A 25,815-nucleotide genomic window follows, 5' to 3' on the forward strand; every position below is an offset into this window, starting at 1 on the left:
CACCCATCCCATTCAACAGCATAAGCCGTGAACCGGAAAAGCAAATCGTACCAATAAATAAATGCAGATTATGGAAGCATCGTTCCCCAGGCGGTATCAGCCTGGTTGCTTACCAGTGATTGTATTCGCTGGCAATAAATAGTGTTGGGTAAAATAGGGCGAGCCGGGCAACTCCTGTATACAGGAGGCGGTGTGTTCCGTTACAAGCGGATGAAAGGCTACGATTTTCATGGATACGTTCGGTTAAATGGTTTCGGACGCTAAATTAATATCCAAACCTATATGCAGGAGTGGGAGTTTGTAACTGTGCATTTTTAGCCCAAATCCGTGCAGTTTTACCAGAAAAGCGCGCAGTATTAGCAAATTAAGCCTGAATAGTTATGTCAATAGTACCTTTTTGCTCCAATATAGCCAGCGGAATAGCCTCTAAACCGGGCACAAAATTAAAAAATCGCTCACCGGTGGTCTCCAGCCGGGTAAGCGGTTGACCCGCATTGATAGTCACAACCGCCTTGTTCTTTTGAATGGCTATTTTGTTCTTGCCGATCGTTTGTACTTTTTCTGTTGAGGCAGCAATCACCGGTACCACCATGCGGATGCTGTTTTGATAGGCAGCGGGCGCCTTATCGCAGCGCAGTGTACACGTTATTTTTTTGGGGGTGAAGATATATTCGGCCTGGCAATATACCGGCCCCAGTGGTGGATCGTTCTGGTCCTGATCTACCAGCCGGCTGCTGGTTTGTATAATGATCGTATCCCCTGTTTGTTTGGCTGTAACAGTGGCATCGAGACAGGAAATGTTCATATATAGGACTCCGTTACTGTTTAATTCCATCCGGGGTGTCAGCGTCATAGTATGCGGATCAGGGTTAGCCTGCATATTACCAGCTTCTACCAATCGATAACTATTCATACTGGCAACCAGCAAAGGCCCGGTTTGTTCATGCCACAGCATGGTAAGCGCACCACCCGATGCATGGCCATTGTGCATGGCTTTGTATTCCCGGTCGTACCCGGTTACAGTAGCCCTGAATTTCCCCGTGGCGATCAACCAGGTTTGAATGTCTTCAAAAAAGCGCAACCCATAAGTGTTTTCCCGAGGCAGCTGTATTGCTTCCTGTTTCACCGTAGGGCGTTCATGATCGAGGATGGTAGCCAGCGCCTTTATATGGCAGAACGTATGATGCACACTTACGGGTACATTATGCGTATTATAATGCGGCCCGCCCATAAGCAATCCATTTACCGTGCATTGTTGTAGTAATTGCGTGTTCTTTACTGCCGCCCGGTAAAAACGGGGATCACGATCGGCCAGCAATGCATAGGCGGGCTGGCAACCATCGCTGGTGCGGCTGCCCCAATAAGTCCATTTATAATTGCGGGTGCCCCAGCTATTGTCCCAACCCCCATCGGGCAGCATAAACTCCAAATGCGTTTGTAAAGAAGAAGTGACCATACCCAGCAATTCTTCCTCTTTATTCAACAACCCATACAGGACCAGGTTAGGCAGCGACTCTTCTACATTGTACCCCAGGTCAACAGAGAAACAACCTTTTTTACTGGCTTCGTAATAAGGCGTGCCTTCTCCGTAAATAAAATGATTGTTGCGGCTAAAGAATTTCATCGCCTGTTGGGCAAGTGTTTTTCCCTTTTCTTTAAACTTCGGATTGTCCTGTATGGTGCCCAATAATGACAAGGCATAGGCCCCGGAGATGGGATAATTGATATTGCCGTAATCGATATTGAAATTGGTATGAATGTACTCGCCTGCTTTGACCAGTCTGTCGTTTATGGCGCTTTTAAACGCAGGGTCCATCAGATCGCCATGAAAACGGAGCGCTTCCCCAAGAGCTATTACCGTGAAAGCGGTAATGCCTTTCCATTTGTCGTTTATTTCGTTTTGCCAGGAACCGTCGGGCTGGCTGACATTGGTTTCTATCCAGCGAAACAACAGCGCAGCACCATCCAGGTAACGGCTATCGCCCGTACGGCGGGCCATATTCATAAAAGGATAGATGGTATCGCCAATACGCCCATAAATACGCTGCGTGTTGGGACAGCGGATACCGCCATAATCGGCCCCCTGATTTTTATCTTTTATTTGCAGGTTCAGCAAGGTAGAAGCCCAGCTGGCAGAAAGCGAAGTACTGAGTGCATACAGGTCATCGCCGGCTAAAAACGGACTGGCCGCCGCTGCCGCCAACCGGTTGATATTGCCCAGTGCCAATCCCACTCCACCTGTTGCCGTAGTAATGATAAATTTCCGTCGGGATACCTGCATGCCCATGCTGTTTTTTTAGCGAACTTAGTAACATTGAGCCAGCTATTGATCCGGCATTTATTAAAATGCCAATAAAAGGAATACCTATGATAGTTTGACGTATAATTGACGTACCAATGCTGTAACCAAACTTGTTTTATGAAACGAATGCTTGCTGCCCTTGCCTTTTTCATCGGTTCCATCCCAGCCATAGCGCAGGAACAACTGCCCGATTGGGCATTGGGACCATTTGTTCGTCCGGCAACAATAAATCCGGTTTTGTCGCCCAATCCGCAAAGCGTTTTTCCCGACCCCATGCGCAAGACACGCGTAGCCTGGGAAGCCAATGATGTATTCAATCCTGCAGCCACCATCAAAGACAATAAGATCTATGTTATCTACAGGGCCGAAGACAAATCCGGCAAAGGGATCGGCGAACGCACTTCCAGACTGGGGATTGCAGAAAGCAGCAACGGCCTCACCATGAAACGCTGGCCGGTACCGGTCATGTACCCCACCACCGACAACCAGAAAGTATTTGAATGGCCTGGTGGCTGTGAAGACCCCCGCATTGCTGTAACGGAAGACAGCACCTATGTAATGTTGTATACGCAATGGAACAAGAAAGTACCGCGGCTGGCGGTGGCCACATCCACCAACCTCACCAACTGGACCAAACATGGCCCGGCCTTTTACAAAGCGTACCAGGGCCGGTTTAAAGACCTGGCCAGCAAATCGGCCTCCATTGTTACCAAACTGGTAAACGGCCGGCAGGTGATTGCCAAAGTGAATGGAAAATACATGATGTATTGGGGCGAACGCTTCATGAACATTGCCACCAGCGACGACCTTAAAAACTGGGAGCCCATGCTGGATGAGGAAGGGGAACTGAAAGCGGTGGTCAAAACCCGGCCCAACTACTTCGACAGCGATCTTACAGAGTGTGGTCCGCCCGCCATTATAACGGATAAAGGCATACTTGTTTTGTACAATGGAAAGAACAAATCCGGCGCAGGAAGAGACTCCGTCTATACCGCCAACACCTATGCAGCCGGACAGGTATTATTCGATGTGAATGATCCTGCCAAAGTAATTGGCCGCTTAGACAAGCCATTCTTTGTACCCACCGAGCCATTTGAGAAAAGCGGGCAATACCCTGCAGGGACCGTCTTTGTGGAAGGACTGGTATTTTTTCACAATAAATGGTTTTTGTATTATGGTTGTGCTGATAGCCGGGTGGCGGTGGCGGTGTATGAACCGGGGAAGTAAGTATTATGTTTGTCTCATCAATGGCGTATGCAGTCTGGTTGCTTTAAGCTCCTGTTTTTGTAAGAAGTGGAGAAAAAGTTTTACAGCTGACAATGTGGTAAAACTCTTTTGATCGTTGCACTATCAACTGCATCGCCTGTTCCTGATGCTTGTCTTCAGGTTTAGCGGAAAGCGTAATTTGGCGCAAACCACCCCATTTGAATTCGTTCTGCTGTATACAGGCTGATCTGGCTGCGGGTTCATCCATATTTTATGACGAACCGAACAGATTTTTGACAACCGGGTTTGCTATAGCAATTCCATAAACTGTCATTTTTTACGATCTCAAAGCATTAAAAACTAAAAAAATGACAGTAGAACTGAAAATAATTCAGTTCTTAAACTTCTGGCATACTGCTTGAAAGTGAATTTTTAGGATTGGCCGATCCACAATTCATAACCAATTTAAAAGGAGGTTTACTATGTCTGTTATTAAAAGAAATGGAAATAGCCTACCTGCTTTTCCATCCCTATTCGATGATTTCTTTAGCCGTGAATTTTTCAACTGGGGCAATAACAATTTCTCACCTACCAGCACTACTGTTCCTGCTGTAAACATCAAGGAAAGTGCTGATGAATTTATGGTAGAAGTTGCTGCACCTGGTATGGAAAAGAAAGACTTCAATATTCTCTTAGATGGCACTCAGCTTACAATCAGTTCCGCAAAGCAATACGAAGAAACAAAGAAAGTAGAAAGCTATACCCGTCGTGAATTTAGCTATCAGTCTTTTACCAGGACTTTTCAACTTCCCAAAGACGTAGTTGACGCGGAGAAAATAATGGCGATTTATGAAAATGGCCTCTTAAAATTAACTATACCCAAAAAAGAAGAGGCTAAACAAAAGGGTCCAAAACAAATCTCAATTAATTAACGGAAGCCCGCCCGTCAGGGCGGGTTTTATAACAATTTTATTTTGCTATGGAACCGCGATATGAAATTGTAGTCAATATTCGTGTGCCGGAAGGGTATGTCGAAGCTTGCCATTTTACGCTCGCTGGCGACTACGAGGCAGCAGTTGATCTGTTTGGAAAATTAGATGGACAGGAAGCGCCTGCAAGTTCTGCCGCCATTCGATTTGAAATGTTGGAGGTAAACGATACTTTGTCAACTGTTCTGCAAAGACGTTACGTTATTCTATCTGAAGCCGGTGACAACTGCAAAAAAATATTACGTGAAACCTTTCGAATATTAACCCTTTCCAACATTAAAACCTGAAGCTAAAGGATCTCGGTTGAGATTAATGCCGATTGTTATTTACTATTCAGCCTCCTGGCAGGCTGTCAGCAGCAATGGTAGGGCGACAACCGACCAAGGACAGAAATTATTTCCCCACTATCTTTTTCCGATGTACTATGCCCCAATCTGCAAGATTGCTGATGATGGTTTGTAGGGTATTGCCATGTTCCGTCAGTTCATATTGAACCGTTATAGGCTGTGTATCTAAAATGGTTCGTTTTACCAATTGGTTTATTTCTAATTCCTTTAACTCTTTGCTCAGCATTCTGTTGGAAATTCCGATGACATCATTCAAAATATCGGAAAATCGCCTTTTACCGTAACAGCAAATAGACGAAATAATAGCAATCTTCCATTTCCCATTCAGCACGTCCATGGAATCTTGAACGGCTCTCACTCTTTTCTTTTGTTCCTGTTGAAACTCTTCTATTTTACACCTCATAATGTTACTTGGTTACACCGATGTTACTGTTATTTTTCAGCACCAAGTTACTAAAAGTAACTATAACAATCTAGCTTTGTTGCTCAATCATTAGAAAAGAAATTATGAGTAAATTAAAAAACAAAGTAGCCGTGATTACAGGCGGCAATAGCGGTATCGGGTTTGGTATTGCTGAAGCGTTTAAAAATGAAGGCGCGAAAGGAGTTATTGTCGGCAGAAATCAAAATACGTTAGTGAGTGCTGCGGCTCAGCTTGGAGAAAATTTTATAGGCATTAATGCAGACGTAACCAATCTTACCGACCTGCAAAGAGTGTATAAAGAAACGGCTGAAAAATTTGGTAAAATAGACGTGATCGTAGCCAATGCGGGTGGTGGAGCTGTAGGAACTGTTGCAACTTTTGGCGAAGCCGACTTTGACAAGGCAATTGATCTGAATCTAAAAAGTGTTTACTTCACTGTTCAAAATGCATTGCCCTATATGAATGATGGTGGTTCTATTATTTTGATCGGGTCAAATGCAGCACATCGGGCCTATCCATCATTTACGTTATATGGCGCTGCAAAAGCGGCCGTGATCTATTTAGCAAAAGGATTTTCAAGCGACCTTTTAAATAGAAAGATCAGGGCAAATGTTATAACACCAGGTACAACAGATACACCTGCATTTGACAAGTTCGTTCCCGCAGAACAAATTGAAGCAGTAAAAAAACATTTTGCAGATCAAATGCCGATAGGTAGAATCGGTCAACCAGCAGACATTGGTAAAACAGCGGTTTTTCTGGCCTCTGACGATTCTTCGTTCATGCTTGGCGCCGAACTCCTTGTTGATGGCGGTATGACTTATTTAGCTAAATAATTAACTCCATGATAGCGCGAGCTTGTAACTCGCGCCATTAATAATTAGAATAATTTTCAAAATGGGTAGACGTACCGGCCAGCCATACCTGCAAAAGCCTTCAAATTTCATCGGTTTGAAGGCTTTTGCCTATTAATCCTTATATTAGTATGCTGGTTATATTATGTGATATATAGTGAACAGCCGATATTTATCCCACCAACCTCCCGTCAATATGGCATCAAAATGCCACTGTACAGTGGCATTTCAGTGGCATTCTGGTGGGAATACCAGTGGCATTATTAACGAGAAATGGCTATATTTTACATATATATGTGATAAGATAGACTAGGCATATCAGTAACCTAACGTTCCATATGAAAAGAAAAAAAACACCATTAAACCGCAAACGGGTGCTTACCGACCCCGTTTTTGAACTTAGCAGGCAGAATAGTGCCGAGTTTTCCCGCGCCTGTACGGCTAACCGCCTGCTTCGTCAGGCTTTTAGACTTGGAATGCTTAATAAGGCTGATCGTTATGTATCGGGGCGTCTTACCAAAACCATGTTTAAGATTCTGCAAAGCGACCCCGTGAACGGCCGGGGTGAACGCAGAGTGCCAAAGGGAGTATTAAGCATATTAGAAGGATTTAACTTTAATCGCGACACCAGTCTGCAAAACGTTCTAAAGGCTCCTTATTCGATTATAATCAATCAGGAGGCTATGCAGGCGACCATCAGCATCCCCTCCCTAATTCCCCGGGCCATGATCGACACGGCATCTGGCGCCAATGCATTTCTGTTAACCGCCATGGCGGCGGCGGTGAATTTAGAAAATGAGGCCTTTCCGGTTAACCCCCTGCAAACCGAAATATTGGATCTGGATCTTCAGCGTCACGAAAACCTGCAGCTGCAATTGCCAATTATTGAGCCTCAACCTAATGATACAGTTGTTGTTGGTTTGGGAATTGAATTCTTCCTTAACGAAAGAGGAAGTATTGAACCGCTTGATAAAAAGCATAATGCACTGGCTGTGGTAAAAGTGTTTTAAGACCTTTGTCATATCACCGTCCAACATTACCTACCTGTCAATATCATTGTAGTGCACCTGATAACCTCATACAATTATCTACCGTACAACGAGACTGGCAGCAGCTGCCAGTTCAGATTTACCAACCTCCGCCGTTTATCCTCGGGTTTATAATCTTTTATTTTGTCGGGATAAGGTAATTCTTCCCCTTTACCCATCCATTTGATATCATAGCTGACTAATTCCGTATTCGGAATAAACTCCTCATTGGATTTGATCTGTTCAACCACAAGATTGACAATCGACTTGGCACGAAATTCAGACAACTTCATGTTCAAATTCTCGCGGGTGGGCAGGGCTCCGCAGGCGCGGGAAATTGCCTTCAGGATCGCTTCGGTTTTAACAAGAGTTTCATCAGTAAAACCATAACTTACAATTACAGCTACGAATCTTTGACGCGGGTGATCATTAAGGAATTTAATAATATCCTGTACAATTAGCCCGACCGACTTTTCGGCTTCGTCCCCTTTATTAGGAAGAATACCATAAAGTCCTGCTGAAAAGTAGGTGTCGGTTTCAAACTGATAATGTGTTGAAATGTTGTACAGGTCGTTCAAATAATTCAAGGTCTTCTTTTCATTTTGAATGCTTGCGCCGGCAAGCTCCATGAAACGGAGTATTTCTACCCGTCTTCCTACAGAATCAAGATGCGCGCAAATGGTAAGCAGGGAGTCGGTATGCTTTGTAATTTCTTTTAGGTTGTCAATAATCTCTTTACCGGTATCAGGATCCACGTCCTCATCCTTTACTTTCCTGGCGGTCAGTATTATTGCATTGTTAGTTTCTTTATTAACCATTTTCAACTCTTCCGCAGTGGTCAGGACAAGAGACTTACCAGAAGAAGCATGTCCTAAAATCGGAAAGCATGATGGTATTAACAAGCTTACGGCTGCCAATCCGGCGAAAATCAGGGTACGGGTCATGAGAATAAATATGTTGTTCAAAAATCAAAGCCTTCGGCTTTGAGCATTTAAAATATGTGTAAAATCCCGAATCTCCAATAGCACCAGTAATAATAGGTTCGAAATGAGTTCATTTATCAGCATCTTGTAATTCAAATAGTCGCTTTTTTCTTTATATTCGTTAAAACCAACTAACGATGAAACCGAAAACCATTACCATTCTTTATTGGGTGTTCACCGTCTTATTTGCAGCACTCATGATCTTTTCTTCTTTAGACAGCCTTGCAGTTAATAAAAGGGCCATCGGCCTGATACACGACATGCTTGGGTTCCCCATCTACTTTATTCCATTCACCGGCTTTGCCAAGTTATTCGGCTCCATTGCCATTTTAATTCCCGGGTTAAAAACAATAAAGGAATGGGCCTATGCCGGTTTGTTCTTCGACCTGGCAGGCGCTACCTATTCAGGGCTTGCCGTATCCCCCAGCTTTGACCCCAGGATCCTGGGAATGCTTATCTGGTTTGTAACCGGTATTCTCTCCTATATTTTCTGGAAGAAAAGATTGAAACTGGGCAAGGCTTAAGTAAATTTGAAGCATGACAACCTTTCAAAGAACCGATTCCGGCAACGCAGACTTTCAAGACCTGGTTAAACTCCTCGATGAAGACCTGGCTATTCGTGATGGCGCAGAACATGCCTTCTATGACCAATACAACAAGATCGTAAACATTAAACATGCCATGGTTTGTTACCTCGACGGGCAACCGATCGGATGTGGCGCCTTTAAAGAGTACGATGAACACACTGTAGAGATAAAGCGCATGTATGTTAAACCGGAATATAGAAGCAAAGGCATCGGTTTATACATTTTGAGGGAATTGGAATTATGGGCCGCAGAATTGAACTATCCCACCACCATTTTAGAAACCGGCAAAAAGCAACCCGAAGCCATCCGCCTGTACGAAAAGGCCGGCTATACCCGCATCAAAAACTTCGGCCAGTATGAAAATGTTGAGAACAGCGTTTGTATGTCGAAGGATATTTCGTTGTGAATTGACGGTGGTACCTCAATTCTACCTTAAGACAATAAAGCTCACCCGGCTTTTTCGCTCTCAATACTGATTACCTCAATTGCCTGTTTTTTGCCTTTCAATACAATCATACCCAATGAGTTTGTTTCATAATATTTTTCAACGCCACTGTGCTCCAGCACATACCCGGATGTCAAAAAATATTTATTATGCTCATTGCAGATACTTTGTATCCGCGCTGTAGTATTCAGGATATCTCCATGGTAAGCTATATCCCTTTTTATTTCACCTACCTCCACCGCTGTAACTTTTCCCATATGAAGCCCGGCCTTGAATTTAGGAGATCGCCCATATTCTTTCAGGTAATAGTCAGACCGGCTGGCAAATTTCGCCTCACAGGCAAAGAAGAATTGAATGCAGAATAATGGCAACTTCCCTTTCTCAACCGTCCAGGTAACTACGATCTCATCTCCTACGTATTGATAGATCTGCGCATTGTAACGAGGCACCACTTCATTTATATCCCCAATACTATCCCGGATAAAGGCACTGTATTTCAAGTGCCCCAATGTTTCGGCTATCAAAGTCGACGACTGAAGGTCCATAAAAAGAAAGGCCCGGTTTTCTTCCTTTGGTTTCTTGTATTTTCCCAACAAGATAGGGATCAGTACCCCCGGCCCATATTTATTATTAACCTGATTGATAAAATTGATCAGCAATCCGGCCACAATATTATAGATCAACAGCAATTGAAAGAAATGTTCCCATGATTTTTCCGGGTTGGTATTCACTGTATTAAAATAACGAACCTGCACATAGGGATACAGGGAATATCGCACTATACTTATAAGGATCACAAAAATAACAAAGGAGATGACGGCCTTAATGAGAATGACAATACCCAGCGCCCGTTTATAAAAGAACCGCCTTTCAAAGATCTGATCGGTAAACCCGGAAGTGAAGCCGTTAAAAAATCCAAAGAACAGCGCAATAGTGACATTCGCTTTCAGGTTGATGCCTGCATTCAGCAAAGGCCCTGCTGTCAATAATATAAAGTGAGTTATCAGGGCAAGAAACAGATAAGCGATTAGCCAAAAGATAATTTGTGTAAATACATGACTCAGGACAGGAAATCTGGATCCAAATCGTCCTGCATACTTTGTGTATATTAAACTCAACGCCATTGAGTCTGCCGTTCTTTTATTCAACTAAAGTTAACCAATTCCTGAAACAAATAAAAAGCCTCCCGATGTTATCAGGAGGCCTTTGTGTAAGGGGAGACTACTACTGGTCAATCTGCATAATACTGATGGCTGTACCCCCGCCCGCTACGAGGGCAAGCTTCAGTTTGGTTGTGCTATCAACCGTTATTGTTCTGATGGAGTAGGCGGCTGGATTTGTTTTCCAGTTAGCCCCTGCCCCGTCTTCATACAATGTTGCTTTGTATTTTTTTCCTTTGTCAAGAAAGTTCAGCAAGAGCGTTGTTGACCGTGCATTTTCATCGGTAATAGCGCCAATGAACCAATTGTTGGTACCCTTTCCCTTTCGTGCGATGGTGATATAATCTCCTGGTTCGGCTTCCAGGATCCGGGTAGTGTCCCAATCAACCGGCACGTCTTTGATAAACTGAAAGGCATCGGGTTTGGCTTCATAATTTTCCGGCAGGTCGGCTACCATTTCAACCGGACTGTACAACGTAACATACAAAGCCAGTTGTTTGGCCAATGTAGAATGCACCGACCGGTCAGGCATTCCGGGCGCATAACCCGTTAGTTTAAAAATACCTGGGGTATAATCCATGGGGCCACCCATAAGCCGGGTGAAAGGTAAAATGGTTTCATGGTCGGGCGCATTACCATTGCTGAATGCATGGTACTCATTGCCCCGGGCCGCTTCGCAGGCCATAAAATTGGGATAGGTGCGTTGCAGTCCCGTCGGTCTTGGCGGTTCATGCGCATCTACCATAACATGATACCGCATGCCCTGTTGCAGCACCCGTTCATAATGGTTTACCATCCATTGCCCATCGTGGTGTTCACCCCGCGGAACAATGCGTCCCACATACCCGGTTTTCACGGCCGGGTAACCGAACTGTTGCATGAACCGGAAAGCCGTATCGAGCTGCCGTTCATAATTGGTGGCAGAACCAGAAGTTTCATGGTGCATGATCATAGTTACGCCTTTGGAACGTGCGTACTCCGTAATTTCCTTTACATTAAAGTCAGGATACGGCGTAACAAAATCAAACACATTTTCCTTCCAGTTGCCGAACCAGTCTTCCCAGCCCCGGTCCCAGCCTTCTACCAATACGCCGCCGATCTTGTTTGTTGCTGCAAAATCAATGTATCGTTTTACATTGGCGGTATTGGCGCCATGCCGGCCATTGGGGATCAATTGTCCATCGGTGTTGACACTATCTGCATAGTCGGAATAATTCCAGGTGCTTTTGCCGGTTTGCATTTCCCACCAAACCCCCACGAATTTCATGGGTTTTATCCACGACAGGCCTTGTTCAGTTGGCGGCTCATTCAGATTGAGGATCGTTTTTGATCCCAACAGGTCCGCAGCCTTATCACTTACCAATATGGTGCGCCAGGGCGTATGCGTGGGCGCATGCAGGTAAGCTTTGTTATTATATGCATCCGGCACCAGGTTCGATGAAAGCACGAATTCCTTTTTATCTACATGCAATTGCATGGCCGGATAATTCAGCAGCGCAGCTTCGTGTATGTTGAGATACAGTCCATCGGCTGTTTTTAGCATCAGCGGTGTTTGTACTGCCAGTGAATCGGTCACTGTACGAACGGCAATATCAGTAGCCGCCCGTACAACCGGCGTATTATTCACTTCGCTGAGCAAAGAATGGGTGTAAGCATATTCATTGCTATCGAAATCGCCGGGGATCCAGAATGCTTTGTGATTACCGGCCAGTTTAAATTGTGAGCATTCCTCTTTTACAACGAAATAGATCAAACCGGATTGCCGGGGAAATTCATAGCGGAACCCTACCCCATCGGCAAAGACGCGAAATACAATATCCAGCAGTTTTCCTGAGCCATGTTTCAGGTGAACAGTGAGTTGCTCATAGTTGTTGCGAATGGTACTGCATTCTCCCCACACGGGTTTCCAGGTTTCATCCACTACTTTTCTTTCCACGTTGATCAGCGAAAAGTTTTTATAGAAGCCGGTATCGGTTTCAAGTATAAAACCCATTGCTGAAGGTTTCACTACATCCCGGCCATTGAACAAAACGGCATACAATGGCCGCCCCTGCTCATCTATAAAAAACTGTAACTTCACTTTTTCCCTGCTTATTTCCAATGGTGGCGTTGCATAAGAAACAACGGAATATAACAGAACTAATAATACAATAACAAGTTTCATCATTGATTTAGTGTCAGATTATGAAAATCCCCAGGCCACTCAGTAACCAGGGTTTTGTTGCCCGGCCATTTTAGGATTAGTATTAAACTCATTTAACGGAACCGGCCAGCTATAGGTTTTGTCTTTCCAGGTAAGGTTGCCACTTACATTCATCGCTGTTTCATAATAGGCAGCTTCAGAAGCCCCGATGCGCCAGCGACAAACATCAAACCACCAGCCGCCTTCGTTGAACAACTCGGCAAAACGCTCATAGTACAATGGATTATTTCCCAAAACCGGGTCATTGATCGCAGCAGTAGTAGCGGTTAAACTGAGGTAATCAACCGGTGAAGGCGCATTTACCGGGTAACCATAAGCCCGGCGTTTTGTTTTGTTCAGGTATTCCAGCGCGGTAGTATTGTCATTCAATCCCCTGGCCGCTTCTGCATATAACAAATACACATCGGCCAGCCGGATCAGGTAATAATTCCAGGCATCGGCCGGCCCTGTGTTGTTGATATTATTGAAGATAGGGGCATATTTTCTAAAGCTCCAGCCATACCGGTTTGTTTGTCCGGCCCAGAATGCAGGCATCGACACCGGATACCAGTTCTTGCCATCGTACATAACAGAGTCGAGCCAGGGTTGCAACGCATTTACAAACAAACGCGGATCGCAGGTTTGACTGGCCCTTGCCTGTAACGACTTCTGTTTATATACAGGGTCCATTATTTTTTCGGGATTGGTATAGCTTTTATCCTTACCGGCGTTGAATGCAGGATTATCTACTAAAGTGTAAGCACCCAGGTCGAACCCGAAACGCGAAACGTTTTTGTCGTGAAAGATCTCATTGCCATAACCCAGCGGGTTGGAAGACTTTTCGGTCCCATCGTTGCCCAGCGCCCAGGGGCACCAGATCAAACCATTGATGGCAGTAGCATTGGGCGTGTTGCCATATACACCATAGTTGCCTTTTGAGTCCTGGTCGATATTCAGTTCAAAGATCGATTCTTCATTGAACTCATTGGCCTCGATACCGATAAATGCATCGCGGTATTTGGCGTAAGGCATCAGGCTTTTACCGCTGTTATCGATCACATCTTTCAGCACGGTCTTAGCTTCATTCCAGTTCTGCATAAACACATAGGCTTTACCCAGCAACGATTTGGCGGCCCATTCACTGATGCGGCCTTTATCATTGCCCGTCCATGTTTTTCCTTTCAACAACTGGGCAGACGTTTTTAGATCACTTATGATCAGGTCCCACACTTCTTTTACCGTATTGCGTGTTTTTTGTGTTGTTTCCAGCGTAGTTGCCAGTTCACTGAAAACGGGGATACCCTTTTTATCGCCACCACCTGATGCTGTTAGGTAACTTTCGCCAAACAAACATTCCAGGTTAAAATAGTAGTAAGCCCGTAAAAAATAGGCCTGCCCTTTTATCAGGTCAATAGTTGCCTGGTCTTGCGGTTTACCGGTATGCTTCATATAAAAATCCGCACCCAGCAGGGTCACATTGCAATTTTTAATCCCCACATAAAAACTTGTCCAGGCTTCCTGTACATAGGTGTTGTTGGTACTTAAATTGGTCGCCGCCATTTCGTTCCAGGAAGCATCGCCGTCGTACGCGCTATTAGCCGTGTGCGTAGCGTTCGACAATGCCTTTGGCCACAAATGAAAACCAAACAAGTTCGCATCACGCAAATTGGAATAACAGGGCGCCAGCGTACTGCTCACTTCGTTCAGGCTGGAAGGATAGTTGGTTGTGGAATAACTGTCTGTTGGCACCACCAGTCCGGGATCTTTCTTACAAGCCGACAATAAGGCCACCCCTATTATTATGACATTTATTTTTTTTAACATAGTAATATTTTTAACGATGAGGATTTGAAGTATGAGGTAAGAAGTAAGAAGAGAACTTTTATCTTACTTCTTAATTCCTATTTCAGATCCTTGATTTCGTGCTTCGTCTCTAAAAATTTATATCGATGCCAGCTGAATATAATTTCACCTGCGGATACTGCGATACAGCATCCAAACCGCGGGTGGTAACACCAATGGCATTGCCCACAAAACCCGACATAGCTGCAGCAGAATAAGCGCTTCCCAATTCAGGATCGAGCCCGGAATACTTCGTAATAACAAACAGGTTGTTGGCCATTACAAATACGCGTACGGTTTTGATCCCTGCCTTTTGCAACACCGGCTGGCTGAACGTATAACCCACCTGCAGATTTTTCAGCTTCAGGTAATCGCCTTTCTCTACAAAGTAGCTGTTTACAGACGTGTAGTTCTTATTAGGATCGAGTGTGAATGTACCATCGTTATTCTTTATACCCAGGCGGGGCTGACCAGTAAGCTGGTTATTGCCCAGGAAAGAAGCGCCAAATACTTTGCTGGTAGTATTGCCATCAGAGAATGGATACATTTCATAGGCTTTTACGCCATTGAAGATATCGACACCAGCCACGCCATTGAATAACAGGGAGGCATCAAATCCTTTATAGGTAAGCCGGATATTGGCCCCATACACAAACTTCGGATTGGGATTACCGATCACCTGGCGATCATCGGGCGACAGGGTAGCGCCATTTTTACTATCGTGCGCAAAGATCAGGTCACCGGCTTTTGCACCGGGTTGAGCAGTAGCCGCAGCTGCTTCCGCATCACTTTTAAACATGCCAAGCACCTTGTATCCATAAAAGGAACCAAAAGGCAATCCGGCTTTGGTAATGGTAATGCTTTGGTTGGGCATTACAGTAAAACCTGCATCGCCGGTAGAATAATAGTTATAGCCATCAAACAATTGATCGTTGGCAATACCATTCAGGTCGATCACTTTGTTTTTATTGAACCCGCCATTTACACTAACGTCGAAGCCAAAATCAGCCACCTTTCCGCGATAGCCCAACAAGATGTCGACACCTTTGCTGTTCACTTTACCAATATTGGTAAAATAAGGTGCCGTATAACCTGCGCTCAGGGCAACCGGCAGCGCATACAACATATCTTTTGTATCGCGGTTATAATATTCAACCGTGAAATAGGCTTTCCCGTTCAGCGCTTCTCCATCTAACCCCAGGTTGGTTTCATATACGGTTTCCCAATGCAGGTCGGGGTTGGGAATGGCATTAACGGTAACCCCAATATCGAGCGGGCCGCCAGGCGCAAAGTTCGTACCCGATAAAGAACCCAATCCATTGGGACCGGCAAATGAACTGTACGTAGCCATATAGGTATAAGGCGGAATATTGCTATTACCCAGCGTACCGTAACTACCACGCAGCTTCAACCGGTTTACTGCTGATCTTAAAGGAGCAAAGAAATTTTCTTCACTGATATTCCAGCCGGCTGAGAAAGCACTGAACACCCCGCGTTGTTTATTAGGCCCGAACACCGTGAAGTTGGCATCCTGCCGTACGGAACCAGTGAGGTAATAACGGCCTTTGTAATTATAGTTGATCCGGCCAAAAAATGACTTTATCAAACCCTGGTTATCATCCTTCCCTGCAATCGTTGCAGAAGATTGCGAAGTTTGTACAAAGGAATAACCGGGTCTTCCTACATAACTCTGAAAGGCATTGATGTTGCGATACTTGTTGGTGATCTGTTCAAACCCGGCAATGGCATTGATGGCATGACCACCAAATGCCTGATCGTACGTAAGTACATAGTTCGTCAACAACTGACTGCTTTTTATAGCCGTACGGGTGAGCGAATTCACGTTGTTGACCACCGTTCCGAAATTATACGTACCCTGGTAATAGTCCTGCGACTCATCGTAATACGCATAACTTATATTGGTCCTGAAGGTGAGGTGCAGCGGCAGTTTCACTTCAGCATACACATTTCCCTGCAGGTTATTTTTAAAGTTGATGGCATCGGCCGCTTCTGCTGCACCTACCGGGTTGGGGCCACCGAATTGTAAACCACCGTAGCCCGATGGCACTACGCCATAAGATCCATCAGCATTTTTTATGGGAATGATCGGTAATGTTCTGAAGGGCGCATTGTGCAATTGCGCTTCACTACCAACCGGCGGGGCTGTTTTACGTTGTGATAAAGAAAGTTGTTCGCCTATCTTTAAAAAAGGCGTCAGCTTATATTCCGTATTGATCCTGGCGCCGCCAATATTGGAGTAGTTCTTTATATAGATCCCTTTCTGTTTATTGTAAAACCCCGACAACAGATAATTCACCACGGGGGAAGAACCGGCGATGGACAGATTGTAATTCATTTCCGACGCATCGCGATACAGCGCATCCGTCCAGTCGGTATTGGCCAGCGTATCGATGCGATTGGCGCCTGCAAAAAAGGCTGGGTGCAGAATATTCTGCAGGTTGATGTATTGCGCTTTATTCAGCAGCGGGATGAGCTTGGGTTTGGTAACGCCACCCCGTGCATTGAGATTAATGGCAGGTTTTGCGGAAGCACCTTTTTTTGTAGTGACCACGATCACCCCGCCGGCAGCTGCAGATCCATAAATGGCAGCAGCGCTGGCATCTTTCAGGATATCGATGGTAGCAATATCCTGCACATTGAGGTTATCGCCATTGGTTCTAACCCCATCAACGATGTACAAAGGCGTTGGCTGGTGTAATGAGGAAAGCCCGCGGATGATGATGGTAGAACCGGCATCAGGGCTACCCGATGATTTAATGACCTCTACCCCTGCTACCCTGCCCTGCAGCGCATCGGTAACATTGGTAACCGGCATGTTCTTGATAATTTCTCCTTTTACAGAACCCACTGCACCGGTTACGTCTGCCCGCTTTTGGGTACCATAACCAACCACTACAATCGATTCAAGACTCGATTCGGTTGTTTTAAGCACAACGTCCAGCTGGTTACTGCCTTTAACAAGGGGCACCTCTTTTGTTTCGTAGCCAATAAAGGAAAATACGAGGGCATTCACCCCTTCAGGCACGGCCACTTCAAATTTTCCTGAAGTATTGGAGGTAGTGTTGTTTTTGGCGCCTTTGGCCGTAATGGTCGCGCCCGGTAAGGGAGCGCCTTTTTCATCTGTTACGGTGCCGGTAACAGACCTGGGCTGGGCATAACTGGCTTGACAAACCAGTAGTAATACAAAGCCGCACCACAGGTGGAGAAGCAATCGCTTTCTTTGCATAAACTGTTAATTTTTGGATTGAGATGAATGAGTTGTTCTTGCAAGCGAAGTCAAAAAAAGAATTAGCCGCGGGCGTTGGCAAAATATATAGCTAAAGTATAGGAAATATTGCCCTAAAAGCGGCTAACCAATATTGTAAGTAACTTACAGGCAGGCGGTTATGAACATATATATTCTGAATGAATATATCGATCAAGTAAGTAAAATCCTGTTCAAAAGTGGCAGGTTCCAGGTTTTTATTCGAGACTAATCATTAAATGCATGGCCTTCTATTTTCGCGAACTGATGGCCGCGCAACGGGAAACCGGAGACCGGCAACCGGTAACCGGTAACTGGCAACTGGTAACAGATCTCAATCGATAGTCTTTATCTGCATAACCTTCTTTTCGAATTCTTCATTCGGCACTATCGACTTATTGCGGATGCGCGTTTTGTAGGTATTGATCGTATTAACGGAATATTGCAGGATATGCGCGATCTTTTCGTTTTCATGGATCCCCATGCGGGCCAGGGCAAAAATGCGCAGGTCGGTATTGAGTAGTTCATTATCCTCCAGCTCTATGCGGTCCTCCGGTTTGAACAGGTCATTGAACTCGGCTACAAAATTGGGAAACAGTTTCAAAAAGGCCCGGTCGAAGTGTTTCAACAGATCTTCTTTTTCCCTTTTCAGGTTGATATTGTTTACCAGGAACCGGATCTCTTCGTATTTGCGGTCGGTTAGTTTCTGGTCAATCGATTTCTTGAACCGTTCAATCTTATCGAAGAACTCCGAATTAACATTAAAGAAATAGCCTATATACTCTTCTTTTATCTTGTTGGCGTCGTTTAACTTTTCATTCGTTTCCGATAACCGCCGGTTCGCCTCCTGCATATTATGGTGCGCTTCCAGAATGGCTTTCTGCGCACGCTTTAGCTTTTCCAGTTGTTTGAACACGATAATGATGAGGGCTATTACCAGCAGCAATAAAAAAGTTACCAGTCCGGCATACCACAGCAGTTTTGTTTTTTGTTGTTCTACCATGGCATATTTCTGTGCTTCAATCAGGGGCAGCACATCACCCACCTGTACCTTTCGCTGGCGGGCACCAAAGAATACGGCGTCGGAAAAAGCCTGGTTTATGCAAACCGATGCGTTTTTAATATCGGCTTTCTTATATAATAAGGTAGAAAGAATAAAGGCAGCTGAGGTTTCTTTAGTACTGGATCGTACGTCGGCTATCACCGCTTTGATGAGCAACAGAATGGCCTGATCATTATCCCCGTTTTGAATATACAGATCGCTCAACGTGGAAGCCGTAATGGCTACCTGGTGTGGGGTAAGACCCGAACGCGCCAGCAACTTTTCAAAATTCCGTTTGGCATCTACCCGGTTGCCTGATTTCAATTCTTTCAGTCCTTCATAATATAAATAGTCGTGCGAATCCTTTTCCCAAAGCGCCAGGGCAGAATCGAGGTACTGGGCACCTTTCTCATTGTACCGGGGCGTATGGTACTGGTCTTTATCATAATCCCCGAGGTCGTAATAATACCTTCCCATCAGCGCGTAATATTCGGCACGGCAGCTGTCCGGTACGGCACTGATCTGAATGGCAGCCAGTGAATCGAGCGTTTCTTTATACATACCAGACGACAGCATGGAGAAACCCATCTTAATGCGGGCATAGTTGATCAGGGCCGGCTCATTAAGGCGAAGCGCCACAGCCAGCATTTTTTTGGCGTAGTTGTAGGCAGAATCATACTGAAATACCCGGTACGCGCTGTACAGGTTTTCGTATGCTTTGAATAATGCCGGCAGGTTATCGGTATTGGTGGCAGCCAGTAATTTTTTAAATGCGTCGATATTGGCCTGTTTCTTTTGATCAAACTCAGGCTGACGCTGTAATACTTCATTCAATTGTTTCAGGGAACGGGTCAGCGAATCCGTTTGGGCATACTGGTTACAGAAAAAAAACAGGCAGGCGGAAAGCAGCAGCAATTTCTTCATATGATCGTTATGGCAAATGGGGCTTTTACCAAAACTAAAGCAGAAAGGAGTGAAATCCAAATCGGCATTTCCCCATCACGTTGTTATATTACGATTATATTCAAAAAAATCAGCTGTTCTATTAATTGATTGATTAACACAATGATTTTTGTAAAAAGACATTGAACTTTTCCCCAATTTTATAAAATACCATTATACTTTTTGGCTTTGGCAGGTCACTTGATTAGTTTACAAGCCTAACGTTTATCGCGTTTCGCATTTTGCATTTTGCGCTCGCCCCGTATACCCCCTGTTATATCATCCAACACCTTCTTTAACTGACCAGGCTGCTAAAATTATAGCTCCTGACAACTGATCATTGCCATATCATTAAAACACCGGCCGGGTGCAGGCTATCCTATGCGGTTAGCCGAACCAGCCATAAAACCAGATCCATTTAATTATGAAAAAAATTGTATCTCAACTTGCTTTACTGATAGCCTGTCAGGCGCCGCTTTGTATGCTGGCGCAAAGTGACGGGCTGCCCAGAGGCGCCAACAACATGCCCTACACCCGCTATGAGGCGGAAAACGGCAGTGTAGGCGGCAGCGCTTCGTTGCAATCCTCGGTACAGTTTGTTCAATCGGACATTGCATCCGAAGCTTCCAACCAAAAATATGTAAGCCTGCCATCCAACGGTTCCTTCGTACAATGGAAAACGACTGCCGCCGCCCGGGGTGTAAACCTGCGGTTTACCATGCCCGATAACAGTTCCGGCACCGGACAAACCGGTTCCTTAAACCTGTATGTAAACAACGTGCTGGTAAAAACCATTGACCTCAGTTCTTATTGGGCCTATCAGTATTTTGATGTGGGTGGCGAAGGTGACCCTTACCAAACGCCCCGCACCAAAACATTTATGCGTTTTGATGAAGTGCATTTTACCGTTACGAATACGATAAATTCCGGCGATACCATTAAAATTCAAAAAACTAACGGTGATGGACTCACTTACGGGGTCGATTTTGTTGAGCTGGAACCTGTGCCTGCAGCCATTACTCTGCCTGCAAACTATTTGAGTGTAACAGATTTTGGCGCGGTAGCCAATGATGCCAACGATGATTACGCTGCTTTTAATAGCTGTATTGCCGCCGCTAAAACCCAGGGCAAAAATGTATACATCCCGGCTGGCCGTTTTTTATTAAGCGATAAGATAATGCTGAATGTGACCAATATGAAAATAACCGGCGCCGGTGTGTGGTATACCCAGGTGTATTTCAGTACCGACAAACAGTTTTATGGTGGTATACTGGCCCGCAGCAGTGGCGTTGAGATCTCGAATTTCACCTTAGGCACCGCCAATAACGACCGGTTAAAATATGATGAAGCCAATCCCCGCGATGGACAGAAATACAAAATTTACAAAGGTTTTATGGGTACCTATGGCAATGGTTCCAGTATCCATGATATTTGGGTAGAACATTTTGAATGTGGTTTCTGGATAGGTGGTTATGACGCCCCCTACCCGGTTGATGTTACCCGTAACCTCACCATCGCCAATTGCCGCATCAGGAACAACTATGCCGATGGGGTTAATTTCTGCGTGGGCACTTCCAGTTCTACGGTAACCCAATGCAGCCTGCGTAACAATGGAGATGATGGACTGGCCATGTGGCCTGCCAGCGATGTACAGGGCTCGGTGCAGGAACGCAACAATACTTTTAGCAACAATACCATTGAAAACAACTGGCGGGCGGGCAGCATTGCCATCTTTGGCGGAACCGGTCACCAGGTGCACCACAACTACATTAAAGATGGTGTGGGCGGTTCGGGTATCCGTTTCACCAATGATTTCGCTGGTTTTACCTTTGAGTATCCCGGCGACGTTATCCATTTGTATGAGAATACCATTGAAAACTGCGGAACCAGTTACGACCTATGGAACCAGATGCGCGGTGCTATTGAATTCTTTGCAGGTTCTGGTATTTCTAACATGCAGTTCGATAATACCACTATTCTTAATTCCCAACGCGATGCCATTCGCATCAGCGGTAATAACCTGCATCATATTGTATTTACCAATACAACCATCAATGGAACCGGTAAAGACCCGGTGACCCGCGATATACCGGCAGACGTTTATGGCGGTTTTGGCATTTACTGCGATGCCAGCTCACAGGGCATGACGTTTAACAACCTCTCTGTTACCGATGCAGAATCGGGTACTTTTATAAATCGCAACTCCGGTTTTCAGCTTATTTTTCAAAACGTGAATGTACCGGTTACGGGTGTAAGTATTAGTCCGGCAGGTGATACCACCCTGGCGTTGAACCAAACGGTTCAGCTAACCCCGGTAATTATTCCGGCCGATGCCACCAATAAAACAGTAAGCTGGAGCACCAGCAATTCCGCGGTAGTTACCGTTGATGCTACAGGAAAAATTACGGCAGCAGGCATCGGTTCAGCTACCATTACGGTAACATCTGGTGATGGTAATAAAACCGCCACTAAAAATATCTCGGTCAGCCCCGCCGTGAATGTAAAGGCCACTGATGAAACTGCCGGTGAAGGCGGCAATACCGGTTCTTTTACTATTAGTACTGCCGGCATTACCCAGTCAGCTACCATACACTATGCCATTAGTGGCACCGCCACCGCAGGCGACTATATCGCCAACCCGGCCCTGAGCGGAACTATTACGCTCACCCCTTCGCAGCTTTCGCAGACAATCACGATCACACCGGTTGATGATACCCAGTTTGAGGGTACAGAAACTATCAGGCTCACCCTGTTGCCTGGCACTGGCTACAAACTGGGGCCGGATACAGTAGCTGTGATCAGCATCAATGATAACGACAACCCACCCTGTACTGCGCCGGTTATCGGACTGGTCAATGGTACTGCACCCGTGATCGATCAAAACATAGAAGCGGCCTGGGCCGCGGTGCCAGTTGCCAATATAAACCAGGTAGTACTGGGAAGCCGGCCGGCAGATTATAGCGGGAAATGGCGGGCGTTGTATGATAACAACAACCTGTACCTGCTGGTAGAAGTAAACGATGCTACCCGCATGAGCGATTCCGGTCCCAGCTGGTGGGAAGATGATGTAGTGGAGATCTTTATCGATGGCAACAACAGCAAGGGAACAACGTACGATGGTGCCAACGACTTTCAGTATGGCTTCCGCTGGAATGACAATACTGTACATACGGGTGGTAATTCAGTAACGAATACTACTGGTATCAACTTCAGGATGTATGCCACCGGTTCCGGTTATACCGCTGAAATAGCCATCCCCTGGACAACCATCGGCACTACTCCGGCCATTGGAAAAGCCATTGGCCTCGATGTGCAGATAGACGATGACGACAATGGTGGCACCCGCGATGCACAAACAACCACCTTTGCCACCAACACTACTGCTTTTCAAAACCCTGCAGTGTTTGGTACCGTATACATGACCAGTTGCAGCGGAAGCGGCAACCAGCCGCCCGTTGCCAATGCAGGCGCCGATACCAACCTGAATGCAGGTACTACAAGTGTTACCCTGCATGGAACAGGTACCGACCCCGAAGGCAATACAGTAACCTACAGCTGGACACAGGTAAGTGGCCCCACAGCTACCCTCTCCGGCGCCAATACCGCCAATATAGCTGTATCAGCACTGGCAGATGGCAATACCTATGTATTCCAGTTAACAGTAAGCGATGGTACTTTAACAGCCAGTGATAATGTGTCGGTTTCAGTAGGGGCCTCAGTAAACGTGGTACACAGCTATCCTGCAGGCGGCACTATTACCATCGATGGCGTAATCAACGAAGCAGCCTGGATGTTGAATAACAGTGCCGGCAAAACTGTGATCGGCACCCCGAATAACACTGTCACCTTTGGTGCCTTGTGGGACAATAACAACCTGTACATAGCAGCCAAAGTGCTCGACAATACTCTCAGCAATGATTCACCCGATCCCTGGAACAACGATGCCATTGAAATATTCATCGATGCCAATAACAATAAACTCACTACGTACGATGGCTTCGATAACCAGTTTATAAAAGCCTGGAACAATGGTTCGCTGTTCAGCAAAACGGGAGTTACCGGCGTGCAACACGCCTGGGCAGCCATCAGTGGCGGCTATGCGATTGAAATGAGTATTCCCTGGTCGCAACTGGGTATTACCCCCACTGCTGGCAAACAAATAGGATTCGACATTGCCAATGACGACGACGACAATGGCGGCGACCGCGATGCCCAGGCTGTATGGATGGGCACCATCAACAATTACCAGAATACGGCTCCTTTCGGCACCCTTACACTGGAAAGCACAGCAGCTGCCCTGGTAAATAACCTGGTTGAACAAAACCTGCGTATTGCCAATGACAACCACCTGCAGATAGTGCCCAACCCCGTTAGCAACGGAAACGCAACCGCCATCATCTCCGGTGGAAGTGAAACAGGCACCATCAGGGTATTCGATCTGGCCGGTCACCTGGTATATTCTACCAAAGGCCAGTTACGCATACCGCTGTATTTGCAAACCCTGCCCAAAGGATTGTATATGGTCAGGTTTGAATCAGATTCCCGCCTGATCAATAAAAAGTTATTGATAAAATAAATACTACAGGTATAAAACGCAACAGCGTCCCGGTAAATCGGGACGCTGTTTTATTATCATCATTACTGCAACTCGGCGCCTTTCATCAGCCCATATTTAATGCCTTCTTTATTGCTGTTACTTTATTAGGCGTATTCAACCCCTTTTGCAGGTCTTCAATAGTGAGGTTGTTCGACCTGCTTTTAAATAAATAGGTTTTGAAAAGATGCTTGTTGGCTTCCTGACTAAAATTCCCGGGATGTGCTTCCAACAGCCCTTTGGTAAATTGATCGATTTGCGCTTTGATTGGCACGTAGGCATCCAGCAACCCGTTTTTCCAGTTCCTGATGCCATCCAGGTAATTTACGATCTCCCTATCTTCTATATAAGCCAGCTTTTCCAGTTGTTTGTCGATATCGGCAAATGGCATTTCCTGCCAGTTCTTTGCTTTTAATACGGGGATCTGCCAGGTCTTTTGTTGTTCCTTCCAGTAATCGGTTGCTGCTTTTACCTGGTGAATTATAAAACCGGGCAATTCAATAGCGGTTAAATAATTTCCATGACAGGCGCCGGTATCGATGCCATAAGTGTTATTGGTAACTTTGGGCTGGTCCCCTACTACCCGATGTCCGTAAATGATGGGTTTTACACCTGTATAAAAATCTGTCCAGGAGGAACCTTCGGGATATTTCTTTTCCAGGTATCTATCGCCTGCGGTTGAACCGCTCAGTACTTCCTGTTTCTGTTTTGTAAGTTCCTGATCGTGTTCAAAAAAGGCGTGAATAATAAGGGCTTCCCCGGTTTCATAATAATAAGCAAGTCCATTCAGCCACTGTAAAAATCCTTCATAGGCATTACCCAGCTGAACCTTTACAATTTCCTGCGCATAACTCAGCACCCCGTTCTGGTGTTTTCTTTCATGGTTTCCCATTAGCACCACGCTATTGGGCCGGTTCAAAAAGTACTCATATACTTCCTTTGATTTATTTCCCCGGTCAACAATATCGCCCAAAGAAACAAGCAGGTCATCATCCGTTAAACCAATCTTTTCTACCAGCTCCATCAATTCATCATAACAGCCATGAATATCGCCAACAATAAATTTTCTCATAGGTGTATCATTCTATCAATTGCAGCCAAGATAGAAATAATACTTAATAATCCCCAACAGTGTTATTTCGCCTGCCGCTCATACCTGCCCATAATGGTCCCTTCTGCAAGCAGATGCGGTTTCATGGCTTGTAATAAGTTTTCTTTAGAATCCCCATGCATTAGATCGAGTTCCCGGTCCAGGGCATACACATGGAAATAATAACGATGGGAGCCATTGGGCGGACAAGGCGGATGATAACCGGTTTTGCCTGCAGAGTTATTGCCCGAAATACCGGGGTTTGAATGTTCATGAATGTGTACTGCGGGTTTTATATTCCATACCACCCAATGATCGTACGTACCTTTTGGCGCATCGGGGTCTTCCACTATCAGGGCGAGTGACTGCGTATTCTCAGGTATATTATTGATTTGCAGCGGCGGATTGATGCTTTCTCCGTCGCAGGTATATTTGGCAGGAATGTCTCCATCTGCTTTGAAAGCAGGGCTTGAGACCTCAAGCTGCCGGATTGCTGTTGTTGCCATAATGGTCACTTTCCTTAAACGCATCAA

At 45.5% G+C, this 25,815-nt stretch carries 20 protein-coding genes; 8 read left to right on the forward strand and 12 right to left on the reverse strand.

From position 1 onward, the window contains the following. Window positions 1–96 precede the first annotated feature (96 nt). Both BMX95_RS35740 and BMX95_RS28670 read right to left on the reverse strand, forming a co-directional pair. The gene (locus tag BMX95_RS35740) at window positions 97–231 is read right to left on the reverse strand and encodes a hypothetical protein (protein WP_262493574.1); all 135 of its coding nucleotides are present in this window, start codon (window positions 229–231) and stop codon (window positions 97–99) included. A 133-nt stretch (window positions 232–364) separates the two neighbouring features. Next, complete coding sequence (locus tag BMX95_RS28670; protein ID WP_133053901.1) at window positions 365–2,281, reverse strand: ulvan lysase-like protein; 1,917 nt, start codon at window positions 2,279–2,281, stop codon at window positions 365–367. 138 nt (window positions 2,282–2,419) lie between these two features. Between BMX95_RS28670 and BMX95_RS28675 the strand changes: the two genes are divergently transcribed. Next, the gene (locus tag BMX95_RS28675; RefSeq protein ID WP_081200081.1) at window positions 2,420–3,529 is read left to right on the forward strand and encodes a glycoside hydrolase family 130 protein; all 1,110 of its coding nucleotides are present in this window, start codon (window positions 2,420–2,422) and stop codon (window positions 3,527–3,529) included. A gap of 43 nt (window positions 3,530–3,572) precedes the next feature. On the opposite strand, the gene BMX95_RS28680 is transcribed toward BMX95_RS28675, so the two are convergent. After that, window positions 3,573–3,776 carry a hypothetical protein gene (locus BMX95_RS28680; RefSeq protein WP_081200079.1) on the reverse strand — a complete coding sequence of 68 codons (204 nt, stop codon included), beginning with the start codon at window positions 3,774–3,776 and terminating at the stop codon, window positions 3,573–3,575. A gap of 214 nt (window positions 3,777–3,990) precedes the next feature. Here BMX95_RS28680 and BMX95_RS28685 point away from each other — a divergent pair, with 214 nt between their 5' ends. Continuing rightward, the gene (locus tag BMX95_RS28685; protein ID WP_081200077.1) at window positions 3,991–4,440 is read left to right on the forward strand and encodes an Hsp20/alpha crystallin family protein; all 450 of its coding nucleotides are present in this window, start codon (window positions 3,991–3,993) and stop codon (window positions 4,438–4,440) included. A gap of 47 nt (window positions 4,441–4,487) precedes the next feature. Then, window positions 4,488–4,784 carry a hypothetical protein gene (locus BMX95_RS28690; protein ID WP_081200075.1) on the forward strand — a complete coding sequence of 99 codons (297 nt, stop codon included), beginning with the start codon at window positions 4,488–4,490 and terminating at the stop codon, window positions 4,782–4,784. Between the two features lie 106 nt (window positions 4,785–4,890). Here BMX95_RS28690 and BMX95_RS28695 read toward each other — a convergent pair whose 3' ends face one another. Continuing rightward, window positions 4,891–5,247: a winged helix-turn-helix transcriptional regulator gene (locus BMX95_RS28695; protein ID WP_081200073.1), complete on the reverse strand. Its 357-nt coding sequence runs from the start codon at window positions 5,245–5,247 to the stop codon at window positions 4,891–4,893. Window positions 5,248–5,351: 104 nt separating this feature from the next. Here BMX95_RS28695 and BMX95_RS28700 point away from each other — a divergent pair, with 104 nt between their 5' ends. Together BMX95_RS28700 and BMX95_RS28705 are read left to right on the forward strand one after the other, a co-directional pair. Then, window positions 5,352–6,104 carry an SDR family NAD(P)-dependent oxidoreductase gene (locus BMX95_RS28700; RefSeq protein WP_081200071.1) on the forward strand — a complete coding sequence of 251 codons (753 nt, stop codon included), beginning with the start codon at window positions 5,352–5,354 and terminating at the stop codon, window positions 6,102–6,104. A 356-nt stretch (window positions 6,105–6,460) separates the two neighbouring features. Next, window positions 6,461–7,132 (forward strand): hypothetical protein, encoded by a 672-nt coding sequence (locus tag BMX95_RS28705; RefSeq protein WP_081200069.1) that lies wholly within the window; start codon window positions 6,461–6,463, stop codon window positions 7,130–7,132. A 74-nt stretch (window positions 7,133–7,206) separates the two neighbouring features. On the opposite strand, the gene BMX95_RS28710 is transcribed toward BMX95_RS28705, so the two are convergent. After that, window positions 7,207–8,094 (reverse strand): OmpA family protein, encoded by an 888-nt coding sequence (locus BMX95_RS28710; RefSeq protein WP_081200067.1) that lies wholly within the window; start codon window positions 8,092–8,094, stop codon window positions 7,207–7,209. A 176-nt stretch (window positions 8,095–8,270) separates the two neighbouring features. Between BMX95_RS28710 and BMX95_RS28715 the strand changes: the two genes are divergently transcribed. Next, complete coding sequence (locus tag BMX95_RS28715; protein WP_081200065.1) at window positions 8,271–8,657, forward strand: DoxX family protein; 387 nt, start codon at window positions 8,271–8,273, stop codon at window positions 8,655–8,657. 13 nt (window positions 8,658–8,670) lie between these two features. After that, window positions 8,671–9,126 carry a GNAT family N-acetyltransferase gene (locus BMX95_RS28720; protein WP_081200063.1) on the forward strand — a complete coding sequence of 152 codons (456 nt, stop codon included), beginning with the start codon at window positions 8,671–8,673 and terminating at the stop codon, window positions 9,124–9,126. A 41-nt stretch (window positions 9,127–9,167) separates the two neighbouring features. On the opposite strand, the gene BMX95_RS28725 is transcribed toward BMX95_RS28720, so the two are convergent. From BMX95_RS28725 to BMX95_RS28745, 5 genes are all read right to left on the reverse strand, one after another. Then, complete coding sequence (locus tag BMX95_RS28725; RefSeq protein ID WP_165758904.1) at window positions 9,168–10,151, reverse strand: adenylate/guanylate cyclase domain-containing protein; 984 nt, start codon at window positions 10,149–10,151, stop codon at window positions 9,168–9,170. 238 nt (window positions 10,152–10,389) lie between these two features. After that, window positions 10,390–12,492 (reverse strand): glycoside hydrolase family 97 protein, encoded by a 2,103-nt coding sequence (locus BMX95_RS28730; RefSeq protein ID WP_081200059.1) that lies wholly within the window; start codon window positions 12,490–12,492, stop codon window positions 10,390–10,392. Between the two features lie 36 nt (window positions 12,493–12,528). Continuing rightward, the gene (locus BMX95_RS28735) at window positions 12,529–14,331 is read right to left on the reverse strand and encodes a RagB/SusD family nutrient uptake outer membrane protein (RefSeq protein WP_081200057.1); all 1,803 of its coding nucleotides are present in this window, start codon (window positions 14,329–14,331) and stop codon (window positions 12,529–12,531) included. A 109-nt stretch (window positions 14,332–14,440) separates the two neighbouring features. Then, window positions 14,441–17,596: a SusC/RagA family TonB-linked outer membrane protein gene (locus BMX95_RS28740; protein ID WP_081200054.1), complete on the reverse strand. Its 3,156-nt coding sequence runs from the start codon at window positions 17,594–17,596 to the stop codon at window positions 14,441–14,443. Between the two features lie 352 nt (window positions 17,597–17,948). Then, window positions 17,949–19,580, reverse strand: a complete 1,632-nt coding sequence (locus tag BMX95_RS28745) for a DUF6377 domain-containing protein (RefSeq protein ID WP_242673118.1) — start codon at window positions 19,578–19,580, stop codon at window positions 17,949–17,951. Between the two features lie 442 nt (window positions 19,581–20,022). Here BMX95_RS28745 and BMX95_RS28750 point away from each other — a divergent pair, with 442 nt between their 5' ends. Further along, a complete protein-coding gene (locus BMX95_RS28750) occupies window positions 20,023–24,174 on the forward strand; it encodes a sugar-binding protein (RefSeq protein WP_081200049.1) in 4,152 nt (1,383 codons plus the stop codon). An 85-nt stretch (window positions 24,175–24,259) separates the two neighbouring features. On the opposite strand, the gene BMX95_RS28755 is transcribed toward BMX95_RS28750, so the two are convergent. Both BMX95_RS28755 and BMX95_RS28760 read right to left on the reverse strand, forming a co-directional pair. Further along, a complete protein-coding gene (locus BMX95_RS28755; protein WP_081200047.1) occupies window positions 24,260–25,264 on the reverse strand; it encodes a metallophosphoesterase in 1,005 nt (334 codons plus the stop codon). Between the two features lie 62 nt (window positions 25,265–25,326). After that, on the reverse strand, window positions 25,327–25,788 hold the full coding sequence (locus tag BMX95_RS28760; protein ID WP_081200221.1) for a YbhB/YbcL family Raf kinase inhibitor-like protein: 462 nt from the start codon (window positions 25,786–25,788) through the stop codon (window positions 25,327–25,329). Window positions 25,789–25,815: the final 27 nt, after the last annotated feature.

The organism is Niastella yeongjuensis (assembly GCF_900110245.1).
In the GTDB taxonomy this organism is placed as follows: domain Bacteria; phylum Bacteroidota; class Bacteroidia; order Chitinophagales; family Chitinophagaceae; genus Niastella; species Niastella yeongjuensis.